The sequence below is a fragment of the Secundilactobacillus yichangensis genome (assembly GCF_016861565.1).
Taxonomy (GTDB): domain Bacteria; phylum Bacillota; class Bacilli; order Lactobacillales; family Lactobacillaceae; genus Secundilactobacillus; species Secundilactobacillus yichangensis.
The window spans coordinates 45026-69481 of sequence record NZ_BOLK01000009.1; the positions used below are offsets into that span (position 1 = coordinate 45026).

Below are 24456 nucleotides of genomic sequence, written 5' to 3' on the forward strand. Positions count from 1 at the left end.
AGCTCTAAGCGTTTTTGATTGAATTTTGACAAAATACCTTACGAATATGAAGAACCGCTTAAATGGCTTAAAATGAAACTGAAACTATACTTTTACCCCTAAAAAGCGTATAATTATAAGAGAAAATGAAGGTGGGTGAAGCCGTGAAAAAGGAAGTTTTCATTGAACCACCGTTTATCACTTTGGGCCAGTTGCTCAAAGAGGAAGCAATTATTGGTTCAGGTGGTCAAGCAAAGTGGTATTTGAAGGAACATGCGGTTGCTGTAAATGATGAGCCGGATGATCGGCGCGGACGAAAACTATATCCAGGAGATACGGTCGATGTCAAAGATGTCGGGCTATTTTTTATTCGCTTAAATCAGGCTGAATAAGCTTATGAAACTAGAAGAATTAAGGCTACACAATTTTCGCAATTATCAGGATCTGACGGTGACCTTTGGACCAGGCGTAAACGTTTTGATCGGCGAGAACGCTCAGGGGAAGACAAACTTGCTGGAAGCCATCTACTTTTTGGCACTGGCACGCAGTCACCGAACGAGTAATGATCGTGAACTGATTGGCTGGCAGGCCGAAGCAGCACAGGTCCTCGGCCGTGTTCAAAAGCACGCCGGAGTGACGCCGCTGGAGTTGGATTTGTCCAAGCACGGTAAAAAAGCCAAGGTAAACCATTTGGAACAGGCTAAATTATCGGGCTATGTCGGTCAGCTGAACGTGATTTTATTTGCACCGGAGGATTTAAACCTAGTCAAGGGTTCGCCTCAGGTTCGTCGCCGCTTCATGGATATGGAATTCGGGCAAATGAGCCATAAGTATTTATACAATACGTCCCAATACCGCACGATCCTGAAGCAGCGTAATCGGTATTTAAAGGAATTGGGTAGTAAGCGGCAATCCGATATGGTGCTGTTAGACGTTTTGTCTGATCAGCTGGCGGCGTACGGGTCTGAGATCATCAGTGCCCGCGTGACGTTATTAAAGCGCTTAGAAGTCTGGGCAGCTCAGGTTCATCAGGAAATTTCCCAGCAACGGGAAAAGCTGTCGTTTCATTATGAAACCAGCGTTAACGATGAAGATCTAGTAGATACTCAGCACGTCTACGATGCGCTTAAATTGCTGTATCAGCAGCGTCGTGATAAAGAATTATTTCAGCGAACGACGCTGATTGGACCTCACCGGGACGATTTAAAGTTTCTGGTGAATGACAAAGACGTCTCAAGTTTTGGTTCTCAGGGGCAGCAGCGAACGACAGCACTCAGTGTTAAGTTAGCTGAAATTGACTTGATGCATGAACAAACCGGTGAATACCCGGTATTGCTGCTTGATGACGTTTTGTCCGAATTGGATGACAGTCGGCAGACGCATTTACTGACCGCGATTCAAGATAAGGTTCAGACCTTTTTGACGACCACTAGCTTAAGCGGAGTGGCGCAGAAATTAATACACCAACCAAAAGTATTTAGGATCAGCAATGGCGAAATCCAAGCTGATGATTAGTTGTTTTAGGGATTTAGAGTGAGGAGGATCACACTTGGCTGAAGAAGAAAGTAAACAAGAACGTGCTCGCGAATACGATGCCAGTCAGATTCAAGTTCTTGAGGGGCTTGAAGCGGTTCGGAAACGGCCCGGAATGTACATTGGCTCCACCAGTTCACAAGGACTGCACCATTTGGTCTGGGAAATCATCGACAACGGGATTGACGAAGCCTTAGCTGGTTTCGCCGATGCCATCCACGTGACGGTTCACAAAGATAATAGCGTCACTGTGATGGACAATGGTCGTGGAATTCCTGTTGATACCCAAAAGAAAACGGGTAAACCAGCGCTGGAAACTGTCTTCACGATTTTGCATGCCGGTGGTAAATTCGGCGGTGGCGGCTACAAGGTTTCTGGTGGTCTGCATGGTGTCGGGGCTTCAGTCGTTAACGCGCTGTCCTCCAAACTTGATGTCAAGGTTGTGCGTGATGGTAAGCGTTATTACATGGACTTTGCTTATGGTCGGGTCACTACGCCAATGAAGGTTATTGACACTGGTTTGCCAGAAAACATTCACGGGACCACGGTTCACTTCCTGCCGGATTCAGATATTTTCCGTGAAACCACTACTTTTGATATTAAAACGCTGACGACGCGGATTCGTGAGTTAGCGTTCTTAAATAAGGGTCTGCGAATCACCATTCGTGACGAGCGGCCAGAAAAACCAACTGAAGAATCTTTCATGTACGAAGGCGGGATCAAACATTACGTTGAGTACTTGGATAAGAATACTGACGTTTTATTTGACGAACCGATTTACGTTGAGGGTCAAGAAAACGGTATTACGGTGGAGGTTGCACTGCAGTATACGGATGGCTACCATTCCAATCTGCTGACGTTTACCAATAATATTCACACCTATGAAGGCGGTACTCATGAGGAAGGGTTCAAACGCGCCCTTACTCGGATCGTTAACGATTACGCACGTAAGAATAACCTGATGAAAGATAATGAAGCTAACCTGAGCGGGGAAGATGTCCGTGAAGGAATGACGGCTGTTGTTTCAGTTAAGCACCCGGATCCGCAGTTTGAGGGTCAAACTAAGACTAAGTTGGGGAATTCAGACGCTAGAACAGCGACGGATCACATTTTCAGTGAGCACTTCATGAAGTTTTTGATGGAGAACCCAACGGTTGCTCGAAAAGTGGTTGACAAGGGGTTATTGGCTTCTAAAGCACGGGTTGCTGCAAAGCGTGCGCGTGAAGTTACCCGGAAAAAGAGCGGTTTGGAAATTAGCAATTTACCCGGGAAACTAGCTGATAACACCAGTAAAGATCCAGCAATTTCCGAGTTGTTCATTGTCGAAGGGGATTCCGCCGGCGGTTCTGCTAAGCAGGGCCGATCACGGTTGACACAAGCCATTTTGCCAATTCGTGGGAAAATCCTGAACGTTGAAAAAGCCAGCATGGATAAGATTCTGGCTAACGAAGAAATTCGGTCGTTGTTTACTGCCATGGGAACTGGTTTTGGTGAAGACTTTGATGTTTCTAAAGTCAACTACCATAAGCTGATCATCATGACCGATGCCGATGTGGATGGCGCCCATATTCGAACCCTATTGCTGACGCTGATCTACCGCTACATGCGGCCACTGCTGGATGCGGGCTACGTATACATTGCCCAGCCACCGCTGTACCAGGTTCGCCAAGGAAAAATGAAACGTTATATTGATTCCGACGAAGAATTAGACACTATTATGGGTCAGTTACCGCCATCACCAAAGCCAGTTATTCAACGGTATAAGGGACTTGGTGAAATGGATGCCAGTCAACTGTGGGAAACTACCATGGATCCAGAAAAACGGCGTCTCTTACGGGTCGATCCTAGTGATGCTGCCGAAGCCAACGAAGTCTTCACCACGTTGATGGGTGACAAGGTTGAACCACGTCGGGACTTCATTGAAACGAACGCAAAGTATGTTGAAAACTTGGATGTCTAGTTTGAATTAATTGTTAATTCGCTGGGGGTCATTGATTGACGGGTAGCTGAGTTGCCCGTGATACATTATGGGAGGTACTAAATTTGGCGAATGAAGAACTGCCAAGTCGCATCACCGATGTTGACTTAGCGAAAACCATGCGGACTTCATTTTTGGACTATGCCATGAGTGTTATTGTTGCTCGGGCACTGCCGGATGTTCGTGATGGCTTAAAGCCAGTTCACCGACGGATTCTTTACGGAATGAGTGAATTAGGGGTTACGCCTGATAAGCCATACAAGAAGTCTGCCAGAATCGTTGGGGACGTCATGGGTAAGTTTCACCCCCATGGGGATTCCGCAATTTATGAAGCCATGGTTCGAATGGCGCAAGACTTCAGTTACCGTTACATGTTAGTCGACGGTCATGGTAACTTCGGGTCAGTCGATGGCGACGGTGCCGCTGCCATGCGGTATACTGAAGCTCGTCTGAGCAAGGTTGCCATGGAAATGCTGCGTGATATCAACAAAGATACGATTGACTACCAACCCAACTACGACGGGACCGAAAAAGAGCCCGTTGTATTGCCGGCCCGTTTTCCAAACTTACTGGTTAACGGTGCTTCTGGGATCGCCGTTGGGATGGCCACCAATATTCCACCGCATAATTTGGCAGAAGTGATCAGTGCGCTGCATATTCTGATGAAAAATCCTGATGCAACCACTGCTGATTTGATGGAAGCTTTACCCGGCCCTGATTTTCCAACTGGCGGGGTCGTCATGGGTAAATCTGGCATCCGGAAAGCTTACGAGACTGGTAAGGGAACCATTACCTTACGGGCTAAGGTTGAAATTGAAGAAGATAAAAGCGGCAAGCAAAAGATCGTTGCCACCGAAATTCCTTACATGGTCAACAAAGCCCGCTTGATTGAGCGAATTGCTGAACTAGCACGGGATAAGCGAATCGAAGGCATTACGGATGTTAACGATGAGTCTGACCGTGAAGGGATGCGGATCGTGGTTGATGTGCGTCGCGACGCCAGTGCCGAAGTTATTTTGAATAACTTGTACAAAATGACGATGATGCAGACTTCGTTTGGGTTCAACATGCTGGCTATCGTAAACGGTTCACCAAAGATTTTGAGCTTAAAAGAGATCTTGCAGTATTACCTGGCTCATCAACTGGAAGTCATCCGTCGGCGGACTGAATTTGAACTGAAAAAGGCGAAAGCTCGAGCTCATATTCTGGAAGGGTTGCAAATCGCCCTTGATCACATTGACGAGATTATTTCAATCATCCGTAATTCACAAACGGCTGAAGTTGCTAAAAACGAGTTAATCAGCCGTTATCCGCTTTCTGAAAAACAGGCACAAGCCATTTTGGATATGCGGCTGGTTCGTTTGACCGGTCTGGAACGTGATAAGGTCGAAAAAGAGTATGCGGAACTGCAAAAGTCCATTGCTGAATACCAAGAAATTTTGGCAAGCAAGGATAAGCAGAACCAAATTATCTACGAAGAACTGCTGGATATTCAAAATAAGTTTGGCGACAAGCGTCGGACTGAATTAATGGTCGGCGAAGTCTTGAGTTTGGAAGACGAAGACCTGATCGAAGAAGAAAACGTCATGATTTCCTTGACCCATAACGGCTACATTAAGCGGTTGCCAACGTCTGAATTTAAGGCGCAGAATCGTGGTGGCCGTGGTGTTCAAGGCATGGGTATCCATGATGATGACTTTATCGAACACCTGATTTCAACTTCCACTCATGATGTCCTGTTATTCTTTACCAACGCGGGTAAAGTTTACCGGATGAAGGGTTACGAGATTCCTGAATACGGGCGTTCCGCTAAGGGAATTCCAGTGATCAACCTGCTAAACATCGAGGCTGGTGAGAAGATTCAAGCCGTAATTAACGTGTCCGATGCAGCGGGGGATCAGCAGAAGTATCTGTTCTTCACCACCTTGCACGGAACCGTTAAACGGACTCCTGTTAGCGACTTTTCTAATATTCGCAGCAACGGTCTTAAAGCTTTGAGTTTGAAAGATGATGACCAGCTGATCAATGTGTCCATCGTTGATGATGAACAGTGCATGATCATTGGGACCCATTCTGGCTACGCTGTTAGTTTTAAGGCTAGTGACGTTCGTTCAATGGGCCGTTCGGCAACTGGTGTCCGTGGTGTCCGTCTGCGTAAAGACGATTACGTGGTTGGTTCAGCTATTCTAGAACCAAACGATAACGTTTTCGTTATCTCCGAAAAGGGCTACGGTAAGCAGACACCGGCCAGCGAATACGCCATTAAGGGGCGTGGTGGTAAAGGAATCAAGACCATCAACGTTACCGAAAAGAATGGTCCGCTGGCGGGCTTAACGACGGTTACCGGTGAAGAGGATATTATGCTGATTACCGATAAGGGTGTCATGATCCGGTTTGGTGTGGAAAATGTCTCCCAGACTGGTCGGGCAACCTTAGGGGTTCACTTGATCCGCTTGGACGATGACGCTAAAGTTGCTACCATGGCGGTTGTTGAAAAAGAAGCGCCTGAAGATGAATCTGACGATACAGCTTCAGATGATTCAGCTGATGGTGACGATACGTCATTGAATCGGTTAGTTGACCGAGCAACCGATGATGATTCTGATTCATCAGATAATAATAACGACGATGAATAAATAAAATGATTTAAAAGAACGGCAATTAATGCCGTTCTTTTTTCGTAGATAAGAGGTATAACCATCATCTCTTGTCGGGTTAGTCTTAAACTGATTTAACTTTTAAGGGTTATGGCAGCTGAATTGTGGGGTGATTGTTTCGCTGCCGATAATCTAAACGTAAAATAACATTGCACTTTTGAGTGAACTTTGGTAGAATAATATTCTGTGAGTAATCCATTCGGATAACTCTCCTTGCTCTCTTAAAACTCAATGAAGAGGGCCTGAAGTCCATAAGGAGGTGCAAATTTCATGAAGTATGAAATTACCTACATCATTCGTCCAGATCTTGACGATGCAGCAAAGACCGCATTGGTTGACCGTTTCGACAAGATTTTGACTGATAATGGTGCAGATTTAATCGATTCAAAAGATTGGAAGAAGCTTCGTTTCGCTTACGAAATTGGCGGTTACAATGAAGGTGTATACCACGTTGTTAACTTAAACGCTAATGACGACAAAGCCTTAAACGAATTCGACCGTCTTTCAAAGATCAACGATGATATTCTTCGTCACATGATCGTAAAACGTGAAGACTAATTTTTGACATTGACATTTAACTACTGAGAGGAGCGGGTCGTATGATCAACCGGGCAGTGCTTACCGGACGCTTGACAAGAGATGTTGATTTGCGGTATACCCCAAGCGGGGCAGCAGTTGGGAACTTTACGTTAGCTGTTGATCGGCAATTTACCAATCAAAACAACGAACGCGAAGCTGACTTTATCAACTGTGTTATTTGGCGGAAATCTGCTGAAAACTTTGCTAATTTCACCCATAAGGGTGCGTTAGTAGGGATTGATGGCCGGATTCAAACCAGAAACTACGAAAATCAGCAGGGTCAACGGGTCTACGTTACCGAAGTTGTTGTTGAAAACTTTGCGTTATTAGAACCGCGTTCAGCGAATAATAATGCAGGGAACTCTAACAACGGCGGCAGCAATAATGCACCCACTGGCAATGCTCCTCAGAACACTAATCCGTTTGGTGATCCAAACACCAATGGAGCGGCAAACAACAATAATCAGAATAACGGTGATAATCAAGCGGACCCATTTGCAAATAATGGCGACTCGATTGATATCTCCGATGATGATTTACCGTTCTAAACGGATCGAATTGGAGGGAAAATCATGGCTCAACAAAGAAGAGGTGGCCGTCGTCGTCGTAAAGTCGACTTCATCGCCGCAAACCATATCGAATACATCGATTACAAAGATACTAACTTATTGGAACGTTTCGTTTCAGAACGTGGCAAGATCTTACCACGTCGTGTGACTGGCACTAGTGCCAAGAACCAACGTAAGTTAACCATCGCTATCAAGCGTGCACGGATCATGGGCTTAATGCCATTCGTTGTTGCTGACTAATATAGTGAGCGAAGGGTGTCAACCAGTATTGCTGGTTGGCATTTTTTTGTGCCTGAATTTAGATCATAGTATAAGTCTTGTAAATTTAGTTAATTTAAGCCTTACTTATATAAATGCAGTAGTGGTATAGTGAGAGTGCGTCTATCCAGAACAATACCAAGTTATAGAATTTTAAACAGGGAGTATCATAGTTAAATGAAAAAAATCGACCGATTAAATAATCTGAATATGGTTCGAATTCAGCATTTTGAGTGCAATAAAGAAAAATGCTGGGTTCGAATGGGGATTATTACCGTGACAATGATGACCGGATTTACACTTAGTATGTCGGTTGCCAGCGCTAATGTTCAGGAGACATCAGCTACACAGACCGAGGTAACTAAGGCATCAACAGCCTCAGTAGCTGACTCATCCGAACAGCAAGAGGGCGAAGATTCTTCACAGTTTTCAAGTAGTAATTCCTCATCAAGTTCTGCTGAGAGTAAATCGGATGCTCAATCGAGCGCTTCAACCAGTAGTTCAGTAGCGCCTGATTCCTCAAGCCAACCTACTCCAGCCACTGAGACAACTAAACCGTCTCAGCAATCAGCAGTTGATGTTAATGGTCACTCACTGGTCCTTAACGCATCGGACAGCCAATCTACGACTAAGCAACCAAGCGGTACTCAATCAGCCGATGGTCAAAAGACGGGTGAAACAACTGCCCAAACAGTTAATCCAACTGTTTTAAAGGATCAAACTGGCAACTATTGGGTGTCAGTTACTGACGCCGCAACCGATGAACAAACCGGGGTTAATACGTATACGCAGTTGACGGATTATACTTACGCGAAAAACGATTACGGGTACACCGTTACTGGCTACACTGGTGAGCTTCAAAAGTACCTCGCTGGCGGTACGACACCAAAGGACGGGTATGCTACAGCGATTACAATACCAGATACTTATAATGGTGATGCGGTTACGGCCATAGCTGATTACGCCTTTGATAATGAAAGTGACCATGATCAATTACAGATTGTTAAAGCTTTGACCCAAGTGACATTGGGTAAAAACATCTCATCAATTGGTACCGCTGCTTTTGCAGGTAACGCGATTACCGGTGAAGTTGTGATTCCTAATTCAGTACAGTCAATTGGCGATGACGCTTACGCAGACAACCAAATTACCAGTGTTGTGCTGGGAACGGGAACTTGGTATACGGGCCGCGGCACATTTGCCAATAATCAAATCAATAATCTTGATTTAGGAACGGGTGTCACGCTAATTGGTAATGATGCGTTTGTGAATAATCAGTTAACTACACTGACAATACCGGATCAAGTTGGATTGATTAATGATGAAGCATTTCAGAATAATAAGTCGTTAACAACGGTTCAGTTCGGTCAGAATAGTAAGTTGACAGGAATTGGGACGTCAGCCTTTGAAGCAGATTCTATTAGTTCATTGACGCTTCCGCAGAGCATTGTAAATATTGGAGACCATGCATTCGCAGGTAATCACATTAGTGTACTGGCGTTAGACAATCAGGTTCAGACAATTGGTACCGGTGCATTTGCGGGTAATCAACTTAAGGACGCAATTGTCATTCCCGATACGGTTACTTACATCGGTGATAACGCTTTTGCGAATAACCAAATTGATAGTCTAACATTGGGTAAAAACGTTGAAACGATTGGCGATAATGCTTTTATGGACAATCATATTAGTGGCACTGTTACTATTCCCGAGAAGGTTGCTTCGATTGGTGTCCATGCGTTTGAAAATAACAAAATTAGTGAATTAGTCATCGACAAACCGGCTTCAGCTACTAACCAAACAATTGCTACCGATGCTTTTGCTAAGAATGAAATTAGCAAGATCGTCGATCATTCTGGAAACGGTTCAGCTGATTACTTAAGCAACCAACAGGCGTTAGTTGATGTCACGGCACAAGCGACAGACACTAAAATTGAAAAAGTTCGTTCTGCAATTGAAGCTACCGTTGGTGTGACGTTGCCTGACGAGCTAACTTTTATTGATAGTACTGGTCATCAGTGGGTTTACGATGTCAAAACAGATACCCTTACCATTCCAAACGGTGAAACAATGCCTAACCAAGTAACCTTTCAGTTTAGCTCTGTAGGGTCTGGTAGTTACGGGACAAGTAATTTGGTCATTCACCCTAAGAGGGATAAAGCCTCATCTGCACCCGCAGTATTTGCGACGACGATAACAGTTAATTATCAGACGCCAGATGGTATTACTCGTGGCAGTATGACTTTAACTGGCAATCCGGGATTTTCATTTCACCCGGATCAGGTTTTGACACATATTCCTGAAAATTGGCAGTTGGGGATACCGGTTAATGAATTACCCAAGCTGGTAGCCCAAACGGGAAATCAGACAATTGTGATTCCCTTAGCGGCACAAACTAAAACGGCTACTGCACCGGCATTAGATGCTACAACCATAACAGTTAATTATCAGACGCCAGATGGTATCACCCGTGGCAGTATGACCTTAGTTGGCAATCCAGGATTTTCATTTCACTCGGATCAGATTTTGACACATATTCCTGAAAATTGGCAGTTGGGGATACCGGTTAATGAATTACCCAAGCTTGTAGCGCAAGCGAAAAATCAGACAATTGTGATTCCTTTAGCCGCACAAACTAAAACGGCTACTGCACCGGCTTTGGATGCTACAACCATAACAGTTAATTATCAGACGCCAGATGGTATCACCCGTGGCAGTATGACTTTGATTGGCAATCCTGGCGTACCATTTGACCGGTATCAGGTTTTGGAACAGGTGCCTGCTAATTGGCAGCTGGCCATTCCAATCAGTGAGCTTCCTTTATTGATAGCGCAAGCCCACAATCAAACGGTCATTATTCCGTTAGCACCGCAAGATGATACACCAACTGGCCCCTCACAAGGGGAAAGCGGGACAGCTACGACCGGTGGAGAAACGGCTCCAACACCTGCGCCGACTGATCCAGAACAGCAACCGGCTGGTACTAGTAGCGATAATGGAACGGTTCCAACGCCAAATGATAGTTCACAGACGGTGCTTAACACCGCCGATGACCATGGCGAATCTAACCAGCAACCAGGAAAAACGATTAAGGCGCATGCTGCATCCGAAATGTCTGAAAATGATCAGGACGGCAGTGCAGTTGGAACGTCCAAACGGGCTTCCACACCTGTTCTTTCACAAAGCAGCAGTGACGGTCAAGCAATGGTGTCACTGTCGCGTTCAAAAGCTAAGACAACAAATCATTTATCCGCAGCACGTTTGCCGCAAACCAACGAGACTGCAAAAACTAGGCCAACCTTGATTGGCGGATTGCTGTTAAGTATTCTCGGCTGGTTCGGCTTCGCGCGTCGGAAGCATGAAAAAGAATAATTGAATCATATCAAAAAACGTCTTCGTAAGGTCTGTTCTGACCTGCGAAGACGTTTTTTCGGATTAAGCTGATCGATTAGTGTTCAGTCTTAAAAGAATGTGTCGTAAAAGCAATAATTAGGGCTGCTACAGCTAATACAAGTGGCAGATAGACCGCAACATGGACACCAGCTGTAAAGGCACCCTGAGCGCTTGCATGGCTGGCAGCTTGACCGATGCCTAAGAGGCTGGTGGCTAAAGCTGTGGAAATGGCACCAACGATTTGCTGCATGGTATTCATGATGGTACTGCCGTCACCGGATGTTGGACCTGCCAATGCATTTAGTGCGTGCGTTTGCGCAGGCGACATGGCTAACGGACAGCCGATCATCAAAGTGACGTGAGCGGCAATCACAAAGATCACGGCGGTATGTGTTCCGGTCATGAGCAGCATGATACCACCAATAATGGCAATCAAAAAGCCTAATCGAGTCAGCCATTTGGCGCCAAAATTATCAAATAAACGGCCTGAAACGGCGGATACTAACGCATTAACAATACCGCCTGGCAGCATGATGATGCCAGTCATTGCAACTGGCAATAACAGTCCTTTTTGCATATACATGGGTAAAATATACATCGCTGAAAGGATAATACCAAAATCGAGCATCACCATTAACGCACCAGCCCGAAAAGCGGGATTGGCAAAAATCTTCAGATTTAAAATTGGTGTTTTAATATGAACTTGACGGTAAGTATAGATGGCTAAAACGATAATACCAAGGAGTAATAAGCTCAAAACAAGGGGCGATCCCCAGCCGTGAGAACTGGCGAAACTGACCGCTGTAACGATGCTAGCAAAGCCCACGACACTGGTTAAAATGGAGACGACGTCAATTTTTGGCTTGCTGATTTTACCAACGTTTTCCAATGAAGTTAGCGCGAAAATTAAAGCTGCTACTAAGAAGGGAACGAAAGCCCAAAAGATCCAGCGCCAAGAAAGTTTCGCTAAAATTAAACCTGTTAGCGTCGGTCCGATTGCGGGTGCAAACATAATCACCATGGCGCAAGCACCCATAGCAGCGCCCAGTTTAGCTGGTGAGAAGACTTGCATGGCAACGGTGAACATCAAAGGTAGAATTAACCCTGTCGCAATTCCTTGGATCATTCTGCCGAAGAGTAATACTGAAAAATTCGGCGCTAAGGCCGCAATAATAGTACCAATTAAAAAATCTAATAGGCCGAAAATAACCACTTGGCGGGTGGTAAACCACTTAGTAATCAAGCTATTCAGCGGTAAGACTACCCCGATGACTAGCATGTAACCCGTGACGAGCCATTGGACAGTTGCCGTGTTGATTCCGAGACTGACCATCAGACTTGGTAAGGCGATATTTAAAGACGTTTCACTAAACATCCCAACAAAAGCCCCGATCAGCATGCTGGCCATGGCTAATGCCGGATGCTTAACGGTAACACGTGGCTTTGAAGCGGACATTGTTGCTTGTTGTTCCATTGAATAAATTCCCCACTTTCAGAAAAGTTTTTTGCACAATGGGTTACATTACCAGAAAAAAATCGGCTTCGTAAGTTAATTTTTTATGAGAGAATTAATTTTGACTTGATAAGCGATGTTTACAGCAAGGTTAAAACGATATCCTGAGAGCTGAGTCCGCACCTTATTTTCATTTGTGCTAAAATGTAACTACTATTATCGTCGACAAAGCAGGGGAGTCTGAAGATGAACGGTTTATTTTCAAGGGATAATTTGCCCGAATTTTTAAGAAATAGACGTCTTCGCGGTCTAGCGTTATTCATGATCGCATTATCAGCTGCAGGGATCGTTCTGGCCTTTTTGTTCTCTTGGATTTTAGGAATACTAGCCTTAGTGGTCGTAATCACGAGTTTAATATTCTCTTTTAATACCATGAACGAAATTAGTGCTGATATGAACCGTTATATTGCTGATTTGTCATTCCGAATCAACCGTGGCGAGCAAGAGGCACTGATCGATATGCCCGTTGGGGTCATGATCTTTGGGGATAACGACGCTATCGAATGGGTCAACCCATACCTACAGCAATATTTTGGTGATCAAACGGTTTTAAGTAAGCGGATGAGCGACGTAGATCCTGAACTGGAAAAACTGATTCAAGATCACGTCAATGATCAAAAGCCGCAAACGGTCACTTGGAAAGACCGCCAATTTTCGTTTTTAGTACAAAAGGATTTCCGCGCCGTTTATATGATCGAAGTCACTCACTTCACTCAAATTGAGCAGCGCTATGAAAATGAACGTATCGCCATTGGGCAGGTCTTTCTCGATAACTACGATGAAGTGACGCAGTCCATGACCGATCAGGAAATCTCAAACCTCAGAAATTATGTGACTAACGAGCTGTCCGTTTGGGCGCAGCGCTTTAGGATGTATCTGAAACGGCTGGACGATGACCACTACCTAGTGTTTATGTATGCGCAAGCCATGAGAGCTGTGGAAAATGATAAGTTCAGCATTTTGGATACTATTCGAGAGAGTACATCAAAACAAAACTTCCCGTTAACCCTGAGTATTGGGATCGCGTATGGCGGTGCTGATTTAGCCAAGCTGGCTGATCAAGCGCAGAGTAACCTTGATTTAGCACTTGGTCGAGGCGGTGACCAAGTGGTCGTTCGCGCGCAGGACGAAGAAGCCCGGTTCTACGGTGGGAAGACCAACCCAATGGAGAAGCGGACTCGAGTGCGTGCACGAATGATCTCGCAGGCCCTACAGGAGTTAATGAACCAGTCTGATGCCATCTTCGTTCAGGGGCACCAGCAGCCCGATATGGACTCCATTGGAGCTTGTATGGGGATTCGGCGGATCGCTCAGATGAACCAGAAGGATTGTTACATTGTTTTGGACCGCAACGACGTTCACAGTGACGTGCAGCGGCTGCTGGATTCAATCAAAGACTATCCGGAAATTAATGATGCCATTATTTCTCCGGAGGAGGCTTTGTCTAAAATTACGAAACAAAGCATGCTGGTCATGGTGGATCACTCTAAGCCGTCGTTATCGATTTCACCAGAGCTTTATCAGCAGCTTGAAAATCGAGTCATGATTATTGACCATCACCGTCGTGGAGAAGAGTTTCCTGAAAATCCAATGCTGGTTTACATTGAGCCGTACGCTAGTTCAACCTGTGAGCTGATTACCGAAATGTTTGAGTATCAATCTCAAGAGTCTGAGCCCATCAATAAGATCGAAGCTACGGCAATGCTTACGGGGATCTTCATTGACACTAAGTCGTTTTCACTGCGAACCGGGTCACGAACCTTTGATGCAGCGAGCTATCTACGTTCTGCTGGGGCTGATTCGGTGCAAATGCAGCAGTTTATGAAGGAAAATGTAGATAGTTATTTGCAGCGTAATCATCTGATTGAACTTGTCACGTTTGTGAACGAGGATATGGCGATTATTGCTGGTGAAGAAAACGAAGTCTATGATTCCGTTACGGCTGCTCAGGCGGCGGATGATCTGCTCAATATGTCAGGAGTGGACGCATCGTTTGTCATCACTAAACGTGACGATGGGCGAATCGGAATTTCTGCCCGAAGTATGGGCGAAATCAACGTTCAACTGATCATGGAGAAGATGGGTGGCGGTGGTCACCTGTCAAGCGGTGCTACTCAAATTGCTGACAGCACGGTGAGTGAAGTTAAGGATCAGCTGGTAGCTATTTTAAATGGTCAGACTGATAAAGAAACGACGCCGGCTTCTTAATAAATTAAATAGATAAACATAAAAAATCGCGACGCCAAGGTTATTTAAACGGGTCGCGATTTATGGTAAAGTTATTAAATGAAAGCTCCCAAATTGGGATCGATAAAGTCTTGGCATATCAGGGTTATCCTAACGTGCCAGATAAGGAGGACTTATTGTGAAAGTTATCTTTTTGCAAGATGTTCGCGGCAAAGGTAAGCGCGGCGAAATTAAGAATGTTCCAGACGGCTATGCCCAAAATTTTTTGATCAAACAGGGGAAAGCAAAGATTGCGACAGCCAGTGCAATAAGTCAGCTTAAGGGTCAACAAAAAGCTGAGGCTAAGCGCGAAGAAGAAGAACGTCAGGAAGCTGAGTCGGTTAAGAAGGTTTTGGAAGATGATAAAACCATCGTTCAATTAACGGCTAAGGCAGGGACTGACGGCCGGCTGTTTGGTTCCATTCCAAGCAAGCAGATTGCCCAGGCTTTGGAAAAACAGTATGGTGTTAAATTGGACAAGCGAAAGATTGAATTACGCGAACCGATTAAAGTGATGGGCTTCGTTAACGTGCCTGTTAAATTACATCAGGACGTGACCGGCCGAATTCGGGTTCATATCTCAGAAAAGTAATTTAAGTCCATTTTTTCTAGGGGTCGTCGGCAAATTCAGTTTGCCCCGACCCCTTCGTTTATCACAGCGAGGAGTAATTAATAATGAGTGAAGGGTTGAGAGATCAAACGCCACCTCAAAACATTGAGGCGGAAAAAGCGGTGCTTGGGGCCATCTTTTTAAACGGCGATGCCCTAGTCGACGCAATGGAAGTACTGACCGCGGATGATTTCTATCGTCGTGCGCATGGGTTGATTTTCCAGACAATGGTCAATTTAAACGACCGTGATGAAGCCATTGATGTGGTGACGGTATCGGATGAACTGAAGCGGCTTAACCAGCTTGAAGATATTGGCGGCATGCCCTATATTGCTGAATTAGCGGCTTCGGTACCAACGGCAGCTAACGTGGGCTACTATGCCAAGATTGTTGCCCAAAAGGCCGTTTTGCGGCGGTTAATTCAAACGGCTACCAAGATTGTGACGGATAGCTACTCGGAAGACGCACCAGTTGATGAACTGCTTGATCAGGCTGAACAGTCGATCATGAACGTTAACGAATCGCGTAATCAAGCTGGGTTTAAAGCCATCAAAGACGTGTTAAATTCCACCTTTGAAGAGATTGATCGGTTATCACAGCAGGGTGACACAGTGACTGGTTTATCTACGGGATACCCTGATTTAGATAAAATGACTACGGGACTGCACGATGATGAATTAATGATTTTAGCAGCGCGGCCAGCAGTTGGGAAGACGGCCTTTGCGTTGAACATCGCGCAAAACGTTGGTACCAAGACGGACAAAGCGGTTGCCATTTTTAGTCTTGAAATGAGTGCTGAATCACTGGTTAACCGGATGTTGTGTGCAGAAGGCAGTATCAACGCTAATCACTTGCGGACCGGTCAGCTTGAAGAGGGCGAATGGCAGAATTTAATTGTCGCAATGGGCAGTTTGTCAAAGGCGAAGATCTTCATCGACGATACGGCTGGGATTAAGATGTCTGAGATTCGGGCAAAGTGTCGTCGGTTAGCCAAGGAACAGAACGGTAAATTAGGCTTAGTTGTTGTCGATTATTTACAATTGGTTGAAAGTACCGGTGCTGAAAACCGGCAGCAAGAAGTCTCCGCAATTTCGCGGCAGCTTAAAAAGCTGGCTAAGGAACTGCACGTACCCGTAATTGCGTTATCACAATTATCTCGTGGTGTGGAACAGCGGCAGGATAAACGACCTGTACTGTCAGATATTCGTGAATCTGGTTCAATTGAACAAGATGCTGATATTGTTTCATTCCTGTATCGTGACGACTACTATGAACGTGATGACGACGATAGTGATGACAGCGGTGGTGACGGTAACGACGGCGAACAAGATGTCGGTGAAGTTGAAGTCATTATTGAAAAGAACCGTTCGGGCCCTCGAGGTACCGTTAAATTACTGTTTGTTAAGTCGTATAACAAGTTCTCCTCGATAGCGTATGGGGCGGAACCAAATAAATAAGGTGCGGAAACAGACGTTTAGAGAGCGAAGGATAAGGGCAGAAAGATAGAAACCCTGGTTTTGGGTTTGTATCCTTCTGCCCTTATCTGCAGCTCTCTGTCTGTTGTAGCCCGATTCGACTAGGTAGCCTTAACGAACATCCCGAACTTGGATTTGTGTCTGAGTGCCCTTATGTGCAAGTTTCTGCCTAGTTGGAGCCTGATTCGGCTATGTGGCCGAAACCCTGGTTTTAGGTTTGTATCCTTCTGGCCTTATCTGCGGCCGTTGAAACCCAATTCGGCTATATCGGACAACCGACCTTGACACACACCATCATCCATGCGATACTATCACACGGTGCCAAACCATGGCGGGATTCCAAAGATCGGCGCATTCGTGCGTTCAGAAGGTCGGCGGGCCTGCCTTTTCTATTGCAATTTAAATGATCCGTTCATCTTTTTGGATGAGCGGATTTTTTCGTGTAGGTTTGTTGACTTACGTTGCTGAAATGTATTCAAGTGGGCAGACGGTTACACTCGGCTAACTTTTACACGCTACACAAAAAACCTCACCACATTAGGGGTTGTGGTGAGGGTCGAGGGGAGTGATAGCGTTTTGTTTCAAGGTTTATCCTGATTTTGGGGAGGAGGAAAAATCAAAAACCGTTATCTGTCTTAAAAGGGAAGTCAACTAATCTCTAATTGACTATGGTTAAATAATAAGCAATAAATGTGATAAAAATATGAAGTTTTCCATGCGCCTTTCTAAAGGAACCGTTAAGGAAAGGTAAAAATATGTTACCTACTGAATACATTGACTGGAATTAGGAATAAATGAATAGATTATCAAAATAAATAATAAACATACAATAATTTCTCTATTGAAAATCTGTAACAGTAATAAATATCTTAGTCAGAAAAAAGGTGGTTGCAAGCAGAGAATAAGAAGAAGATAATAAAAGGGCTACATAGTCTAATCTAATTTTCATGAACACACTTAGAAAGGATGTTTGAAATGGTTAAACGATACGATAGTGATAAAGTAAAGGCTTTGGTACATAAGATTTATAAAGCATACGGTTTTACGGAAGAGCAAAGTGCAGCGGTTGCTGAAACATTAATTTATACTGATTTACACGGAATCGCGTCCCATGGGGTTCAACGGATGGTGATGTATGATCATTTCATTCAAAATGGTAAAATTCGGGTCAAAAGCAAACCGGAAATTGTGAAGGAGACCAACGTTAGTGCCGTGGTTGACGCTAATTTTGGATTAGGACAGCTTAACGGGATTTACAGTATGGATATTGCCATTAAAAAGGCAAAGGCACATGGTGTTGGTATTGTTACCACCAAGCGATCCGGCCACTACGGCATTGCTGGGTATTACGCCAATATGGCCGCTGATCAAGGTTTAATTGGGTTGTCATCAACCAATTCTCGGCCAGCCATGCTGCCTACTCATGCCACTCAAGCGTTTGTTGGAACGAACCCGATTGCGTTTGCTATGCCAGCTAAACCACACAACTTTATTTACGATGCAGCCACAACGACAGTACCTCAGGGTAAAATTGAAGTTTACCGTAAACTGGGGAAAGATCTGCCTGCTTTGTGGGTAGCCAAAGACGGTAATCAAGAAATCAACGATCATAATGATACCGCTGATTTAGACGCCTTGCGTGACCCAATGTCTAACGTTGGACTGACCCCACTGGGTGGTGTCAGAGAAGAAACTGGCAGTCACAAGGGCTTCGGCCTTGGGGTGATTGTTGAAGTGTTCACTTCTATTTTATCACTGGGCAATACTTCCACTGAAATTACTCCTGAAGACTTGCAAGTCGGTCCGTGCCAGAGTTTTATCGCAATTGATCCTGCTATTTTTGGTGACGTTGATCAAATCGTGCAAAGATTCTCGGAGTACTTACAGCAAATTCGGGAACTACCGGCTATTCCAGGCAAGACGATTTACGTTGCTGGCGATAAGGAAGCTTTAGCGTACGAAGACCGGAAGCAAAACGGTATGATCATCGATGATAAGACTCTCGCTGAAGTAACGGGAATTGCCGACCGTCTAGGCGTTAAGTATGGGTCACTTAATGTGGAATAAAAGCCAAAATAAAGCTTAGTTCTGAGTAATCGATCAAAATCGGTTGTCTTAGAACTAAGCTTTAGTTTTTAAAATATGTTTCACGTGGAACATTTACTCGTTTTGTTACCGCCAAAGATCAACTGCAGCAAACGTCAGTAGCAGCGTGATGGCAGTGTTAAAAGCCCGGTAGTATTGGTGGTAAAACCGGCTCATCATTTGGCCGCACACCGTCCAAGCAAAGGTACCTAGACTGCCAATTAAAACCATTAATAGCCATTTAACGGGCATGTCGTTTAAGATGCCGGTGAGACTAAATGCACCTAGGCCAGTGATGAAATACAAATAACCTTTGATATTCGTTAACTGCAGCAGCATTCCTGTTCGGAAACCGCCGGTACTATCATCAGTTTCACCGGGGTGACTGATGAAAATATGGTATGCCAGGTACATCAGATAAGCACTGCCAACGACTTTCATGACCGTTAAAAAGGTGGGTGTTGATTGCAGCCAGTGGGCAAATAAGGCTCCCATTAGGCCCATGAATCCCATCCCAAACAGCATGCCGATGTTAAGGCGTAAACTAGAACGAAAACCGCGTTGCTGACCAGAAACCATGGCCATCATTGTGTTGGGCCCAGGTGTAAACGACATAACAAAAACAAAGATAAAGAATGCTGACATTGAATCTCCCCCTCAAACGTATGTATGGTTATTCATTGCATTTGCAATTACTTGGTAAAACTCTATCACTATTTAATTGCAAATACAATAACTATCCTGTAAATTGGAGTCAAATGCTTCATACGGAGGATGGCTATGTTTGCAATTATTCGTGATATCGGTGCAATCACACGGGAGACGGAAATTAAAACCAACGCGGAATTCAGAAGACTGGGACTAGCGAATAACGCTTTTATTTACGTTATTCGGACTTATGAAAAGCCGGGTATGTTTCTTGGTGAGCTGGCTGATTCAGTTCAAATCGATCGGACAACGGCGTTTCGAACGGTGCAAAAGCTCGTGAACAACGGTTATCTTAGATTAGAAAATGATGCTAAAGATAAACGATTACGGCGGGTTTTCGTGGCGCAGAAGGGTGAAGCAGTTTATCCCGAACTGCACGCGTTTGAACAGCATACATCCGATACCCTAGTATCGCGGCTGACCAACGATGAGAAGGATGAACTGAAGCGCTTGCTTGCTAAGTTAGTTTATTAATTAAGCTAATGCCTCGTGTACCATCTTGATGTGCGGGGTGGAATTGAAAATGAAGGGGTCGCCGACTGTTTTGAAACCATATTTCTCATAGAAGCCCTTTACTGGAACCTGTGCCTCAATTTCAATTGGTAAGTGAGCAAAATGCAGCCGAATTGCCGTTAAAACGTTAGTCATTAGCTGATTGCCTAACCCGATTCCGCGGTGAGCGGGATCTGTAACCACCCGTCCAAAAGTGACGTGGTGGTTTTCTTTATATATCCGAGAATAGGCAACGATACTGTCGTCTTGATAAAAGACGTGGAGAGCATTTAAATCATTTTCATCCACTTCTTGATAGATTCGTTTTTGAGCCACGATGAAGGTGGCTACCCGGAGATGATAGATTTCATATAGCTCTTTGGTTGATAATTCCGAAAACGATTTGGTTTTCCACATAAGCAGACACTCCTGACTAGGTTTCTAACTTCTGTATTTTTGGTGAGAGATCAATAAAAACAACTCAAACTGAAAAATAAAAAATAATTTTGAAGTCGATAAAAGCTATTATAGCAGTGTTTTAAATGGGGTTAAAGTCGGCAGATTAAAATTAATTTATTAAAAACGATTGACATTTTCTCATGCTCGGAGCTACACTACTTGCAACAAAACAAATATGACAACAAGATTTGACCCGATGGATTAGGATCATAGCCTTATGAAGAGAGTACCGGTTTGGTGAGACGGTATTAAGACTATGACTTGAAAGATCGTGTTCGACAGGTTTGCTTCTCGAGGCGAACTGGTGGCACCCATTATCGTGCAGCGTATCGCAACTAATAGTTGCCGTGCGTGTGAGGAATTACTTCAAACGGTAATTTGAATTAAGGTGGTACCGCGTTACTAAACGCCCTTTGGTCTTTGACCAAAGGGCGTTTTTTAGTTGTCATATAGCTGATTAGATCATAAAACTTTAAAAGGAGTGGTTGTAATGAAATACGGAATTATTGGTGCAGGTGCAATGGGCTATCGGTACGGTGTCATGCTTCAGGAAAACGCTGGTGTTGATGTTGACTTCATCGATACTTGGGAACCAAACGTTGAGAAGGTCCGTGAACAAGGCGGTGTTTCAGTTGCTCGTGACCATAAGAATCGCCGGATTATTCCAATCAACATGTACTACCCAGAAGAATACACCGGCCATCCAGATGTTTGGATCATCTTCAAGAAGCAGATGCAATTAGCCGAAGAACTTGAACGCGACAGTAAAGCCGGTATTTTCCATGACGACCAATACGTCTTCTCAGCTATGAACGGCATGGGCCACTTCGAAAAGATTGAAAAGTACTTCCCAGTAGACCACATCGTCTGTGGAACAGCCATGATCGCTACTCGTATGGATGGACCAGCAAACGTTGACTTCATGGGACCCGTTAACAGTGAAGTGATGCATATGGCACCATACAACAACAAACCAGCTGATGAGACCACGCAAGCCATTTTCAAGGATTTCACAGCCGCTAAGATGGGACCAGTGATGGTGGACGAATGGAAGGGCATGTGCATGTCAAAGGTTGTCTTCAACGCCGTTACTAACACGCTTTGCACGATGTTTGAAATGCAGATGGGCCAGTTTATCGAATACGAAGGTGTTACCCGAATGGCGACCACGCTTTTCAACGAAGCGTTTGATGCCTGCGAACGTGCCGGTATTCGACTGATTGAATCTCGTCAAGAAGAAATCGATTCCGTGATCCCAGTGAGTCAGGCTTACAAGTACCATTATCCATCAATGTACCAAGACTTCTCTAAGGGTCGTCCTACTGAAGTAGATTACATTAACGGCTACATTGCTAAGATTGGCCGCGAACACGATTACGTTTGCCGCGTTCACGAATTTGTTGTTGAAGAAGTTCATATGGCAGAAATGATGCGTAAATATCACAAACCACAAGAAAATGTGGCAGATCCAAAACAAGCAGAGGTGGAAGCATAATGAAATATCAATTTGCAAACAACATACCTGAAAGCGATGAAGACCCAGTTGGTAATATTTTAAAGGTGGCAGGAGATCCTAAAGTGATTTCCTTCGCGGGCGGCTTACCCGCACCAGAATTATTCCCCGTTGAAGACCTCAAGAAGGTGACTAACGAGGTGTACGATGAATCCGGTCGTGAAGCCTTACAATATAGTATCGCAGCTGGTTATCCAAAGTTACGTGAGCAGATCGCTAAACGGATGAACCGCTCAGGTATCAAGTGCGATATTGATAACATTATGATTACCACCGGGTCACAGCAGTCAATCGACTTAACCGCTAAGCTCTTTGTTAACCCAGGGGACACGGTTATTGTGGAACAGCCTACTTACCTCTGTGCGCTAGACGTTTTCCGCAGTTATGGTGCTCACATGGTTGGGGTACCGATGGATGATGACGGTATGAAGATGGACGCCTTAGAGAAGGCCGTTCAGGACAATCCTGACACCAAGTTTATCTATACAGTACCAAGTTTCCAAAACCCAACCGGCCGTACCATGACCGCTGATCGGCGGAAAAAGATGATTGAAATTGCTGATAAGTATAACGTCATGATTCTCGAAGACGATCCATACGGCGCTATTCGGTTTGCCGGCAAGGATGTGGCGCCAGTCAAGACCTTTGAAAATGATGAACGGGTCATTTACATGAGCACCTTCTCAAAGATCTTGGCACCAGGTCTCCGGATCGGTTGGATCGTTGCTGAAAAGACGTTGGTCAAGAAGTTTACGTTAATGAAACAAACCGTTGACGTGCACTCAGATAACTTAACCCAGCACATCATTGCTAAGTATCTGGCTGATTACAATATTGATGAACACATTACTAAGATTCGCGAAGTATACCGCCGTCGTGAAGGTATCATGATGGACGCTATCAAGAAGTACTTCCCAAAGGATGCACGATACAGCCATCCAGAAGGCGGCCTGTTCATCTGGGTCGAAGTACCAGGCGTGGATACCCAAACGCTGTTTAACACTTGCATTGACCATGATGTTGCCTTCGTTCCTGGTGAACCATTCTACGCTGACAAAGTCATTCCTGGCACGTTCCGTTTGAACTACTCCAATATGCAGGATGATAAGATTGTCACTGGTATTGAACGGTTAGGCAATGCCATCAAAGAAGCCATTAGCAAACAAGTTGAAGTTTAACGATTAACACATAGCCATTACACACATATTTAATGACACATAATATATAGTAGAAAAGATTTTAAACGTGAAACATATAAAGTACACATAGCCTGCAAATAACACATATTAAAACGCTGATATCCTGTAGAAACAGGGAAATATCAGCGTTTTTTAGTGATTGGAATGACGGTTTGAAATGCTTGCTTTTCCGGGTTAATCAGCCTATATTATGCGCAAAATTAACCGTATGATTTTGTGAAAGAGGGCTGGAAATAATGAAGGCAATTGTGATTGATCGTTTTGGTGACGCTCAGGAACTTCATGAAGCAGAGATCCCAGTACCAAACATTGACTCAGATGAAGTATTAGTAAAAATGGTGGCGACAAGTGTCAATCCCATCGATTGGCGTACTCGAAACGGAACGCGAGCTGGTTGGGGCTTTCCGCTTGTGCTAGGGATGGACGTTTCTGGTGTGATCACTGAGGTGGGCTCAAACGTTCGTCAGTTTAAAGTCGGCGATGCCGTGATTGCTAGGCCGGATAACCGTGGTACTTATGCGGAGTACGTGGCCGTTAGGGAAGATAAGTTAGCATTGAAACCAGCTAATATTTCGTTTGAAGAGGGTGCAGCCATTCCATTGGCTGGAACGATTGCCTATCAGGTGATCGTTCAACAATTAGCTGTTGGTAAAGGTGATAAAGTGCTTGTTCAAGGTGGTGCCGGTGGCGTTGGCTTGTTTGCAATTCAGATTGCCAAAGCTAGAGGTGCCTACGTGGCGACGACGGCCAGTGCAGAAAATCATGCGTTACTGCGTTCTCTGGGGGCTGATGAGGTGATTGATTACCATCAGACGAAGTATACTGACGTTTTACATGATTACGATGGGTTGTTTGACACGATGGATGATATTGATAATGGCCTAAAGATCTTGAAGCCAACCGGGCAGCTCATTAGCATTGCCGGGCAACCGTCATTTACGCAGCAAAATGGGCATCCTTCAGCGAGACACTGGCGGATGCACCCGAATGGTCAGGATACAGCAGCCGTGGCTGAGTTAGTTGCCACGGGTAAGGTAAAGGTGATTATTGATAGCGAGTACCCACTCACTACGGAGGGGCTGCGCGCGGCTCATCTACGCAGCGAGTCACACCATGCCCACGGCAAAATTGTGATCACGATTGCTGATCCGCCAACTAAATGACACTGCAGGGTGAAGTGGTACTGAGCAGTAGAAAGGCGTATGCTATTTATAGAAATTTTTGAAAGTG

The 24456-nt window shown here is 44.8% G+C and carries 19 protein-coding genes; 16 read left to right on the forward strand and 3 right to left on the reverse strand.

The genetic code is table 11. The features are described from left to right. Positions 1–125 precede the first annotated feature (125 nt). The 8 genes from yaaA (at position 126) to JUE95_RS08185 (ending at position 10925) form a co-directional block, all read left to right on the forward strand. Complete coding sequence (gene yaaA, locus JUE95_RS08150) at positions 126–371, forward strand: S4 domain-containing protein YaaA (protein ID WP_203650588.1); 246 nt, start codon at positions 126–128, stop codon at positions 369–371. A 4-nt stretch (positions 372–375) separates the two neighbouring features. Continuing rightward, positions 376–1494, forward strand: coding sequence for a DNA replication/repair protein RecF (gene recF, locus JUE95_RS08155; RefSeq protein ID WP_203650590.1), 1119 nt, complete (start codon positions 376–378; stop codon positions 1492–1494). Positions 1495–1528: 34 nt separating this feature from the next. After that, entirely contained in the window at positions 1529–3472 is a 1944-nt protein-coding gene (gene gyrB / locus JUE95_RS08160; RefSeq protein WP_203650592.1) for a DNA topoisomerase (ATP-hydrolyzing) subunit B, read from the forward strand. Between the two features lie 137 nt (positions 3473–3609). Continuing rightward, positions 3610–6126 carry a DNA gyrase subunit A gene (gyrA, locus tag JUE95_RS08165; RefSeq protein WP_235995371.1) on the forward strand — a complete coding sequence of 839 codons (2517 nt, stop codon included), beginning with the start codon at positions 3610–3612 and terminating at the stop codon, positions 6124–6126. A 291-nt stretch (positions 6127–6417) separates the two neighbouring features. Beyond that, positions 6418–6705: a 30S ribosomal protein S6 gene (rpsF, locus tag JUE95_RS08170; RefSeq protein WP_203650595.1), complete on the forward strand. Its 288-nt coding sequence runs from the start codon at positions 6418–6420 to the stop codon at positions 6703–6705. A 41-nt stretch (positions 6706–6746) separates the two neighbouring features. Beyond that, the gene (ssb, locus tag JUE95_RS08175) at positions 6747–7274 is read left to right on the forward strand and encodes a single-stranded DNA-binding protein (protein ID WP_203650597.1); all 528 of its coding nucleotides are present in this window, start codon (positions 6747–6749) and stop codon (positions 7272–7274) included. A gap of 24 nt (positions 7275–7298) precedes the next feature. Further along, complete coding sequence (gene rpsR / locus JUE95_RS08180; protein WP_054655617.1) at positions 7299–7535, forward strand: 30S ribosomal protein S18; 237 nt, start codon at positions 7299–7301, stop codon at positions 7533–7535. Positions 7536–7730: 195 nt separating this feature from the next. After that, positions 7731–10925 carry a leucine-rich repeat domain-containing protein gene (locus JUE95_RS08185; protein WP_203650599.1) on the forward strand — a complete coding sequence of 1065 codons (3195 nt, stop codon included), beginning with the start codon at positions 7731–7733 and terminating at the stop codon, positions 10923–10925. Between the two features lie 76 nt (positions 10926–11001). On the opposite strand, the gene JUE95_RS08190 is transcribed toward JUE95_RS08185, so the two are convergent. After that, on the reverse strand, positions 11002–12420 hold the full coding sequence (locus JUE95_RS08190) for a DHA2 family efflux MFS transporter permease subunit (protein WP_203650601.1): 1419 nt from the start codon (positions 12418–12420) through the stop codon (positions 11002–11004). Positions 12421–12645: 225 nt separating this feature from the next. Between JUE95_RS08190 and JUE95_RS08195 the strand changes: the two genes are divergently transcribed. The 4 genes from JUE95_RS08195 to JUE95_RS08210 all read left to right on the forward strand — a co-directional run bounded on the left by JUE95_RS08195 (position 12646) and on the right by JUE95_RS08210 (position 18837). Continuing rightward, positions 12646–14667: a DHH family phosphoesterase gene (locus JUE95_RS08195; protein ID WP_203650603.1), complete on the forward strand. Its 2022-nt coding sequence runs from the start codon at positions 12646–12648 to the stop codon at positions 14665–14667. 157 nt (positions 14668–14824) lie between these two features. Then, complete coding sequence (gene rplI / locus JUE95_RS08200) at positions 14825–15277, forward strand: 50S ribosomal protein L9 (protein ID WP_203650612.1); 453 nt, start codon at positions 14825–14827, stop codon at positions 15275–15277. 83 nt (positions 15278–15360) lie between these two features. Next, positions 15361–16752, forward strand: coding sequence for a replicative DNA helicase (gene dnaB / locus JUE95_RS08205; protein ID WP_203650613.1), 1392 nt, complete (start codon positions 15361–15363; stop codon positions 16750–16752). Positions 16753–17745: 993 nt separating this feature from the next. Beyond that, positions 17746–18837 carry an Ldh family oxidoreductase gene (locus JUE95_RS08210; RefSeq protein WP_203650615.1) on the forward strand — a complete coding sequence of 364 codons (1092 nt, stop codon included), beginning with the start codon at positions 17746–17748 and terminating at the stop codon, positions 18835–18837. A 105-nt stretch (positions 18838–18942) separates the two neighbouring features. On the opposite strand, the gene JUE95_RS08215 is transcribed toward JUE95_RS08210, so the two are convergent. Next, complete coding sequence (locus tag JUE95_RS08215; RefSeq protein WP_203650617.1) at positions 18943–19500, reverse strand: LysE family translocator; 558 nt, start codon at positions 19498–19500, stop codon at positions 18943–18945. 135 nt (positions 19501–19635) lie between these two features. On the opposite strand from JUE95_RS08215, the gene JUE95_RS08220 reads away from it, so the two are divergent. Further along, the gene (locus JUE95_RS08220) at positions 19636–20037 is read left to right on the forward strand and encodes a MarR family winged helix-turn-helix transcriptional regulator (protein ID WP_203650619.1); all 402 of its coding nucleotides are present in this window, start codon (positions 19636–19638) and stop codon (positions 20035–20037) included. Here JUE95_RS08220 and JUE95_RS08225 read toward each other — a convergent pair whose 3' ends face one another. Next, positions 20038–20472 carry a GNAT family N-acetyltransferase gene (locus JUE95_RS08225; protein ID WP_203650620.1) on the reverse strand — a complete coding sequence of 145 codons (435 nt, stop codon included), beginning with the start codon at positions 20470–20472 and terminating at the stop codon, positions 20038–20040. It abuts the gene before it with no gap. A gap of 532 nt (positions 20473–21004) precedes the next feature. On the opposite strand from JUE95_RS08225, the gene JUE95_RS08230 reads away from it, so the two are divergent. From JUE95_RS08230 to JUE95_RS08240, 3 genes are all read left to right on the forward strand, one after another. Next, the gene (locus tag JUE95_RS08230) at positions 21005–22009 is read left to right on the forward strand and encodes a ketopantoate reductase family protein (RefSeq protein WP_203650621.1); all 1005 of its coding nucleotides are present in this window, start codon (positions 21005–21007) and stop codon (positions 22007–22009) included. Continuing rightward, positions 22009–23205 carry an aminotransferase-like domain-containing protein gene (locus JUE95_RS08235; RefSeq protein ID WP_203650622.1) on the forward strand — a complete coding sequence of 399 codons (1197 nt, stop codon included), beginning with the start codon at positions 22009–22011 and terminating at the stop codon, positions 23203–23205. Before JUE95_RS08230 ends, JUE95_RS08235 begins: the two co-directional genes overlap by 1 nt. 257 nt (positions 23206–23462) lie before the next feature. Then, positions 23463–24389, forward strand: a complete 927-nt coding sequence (locus JUE95_RS08240) for an NADP-dependent oxidoreductase (protein ID WP_203650623.1) — start codon at positions 23463–23465, stop codon at positions 24387–24389. Positions 24390–24456: the final 67 nt, after the last annotated feature.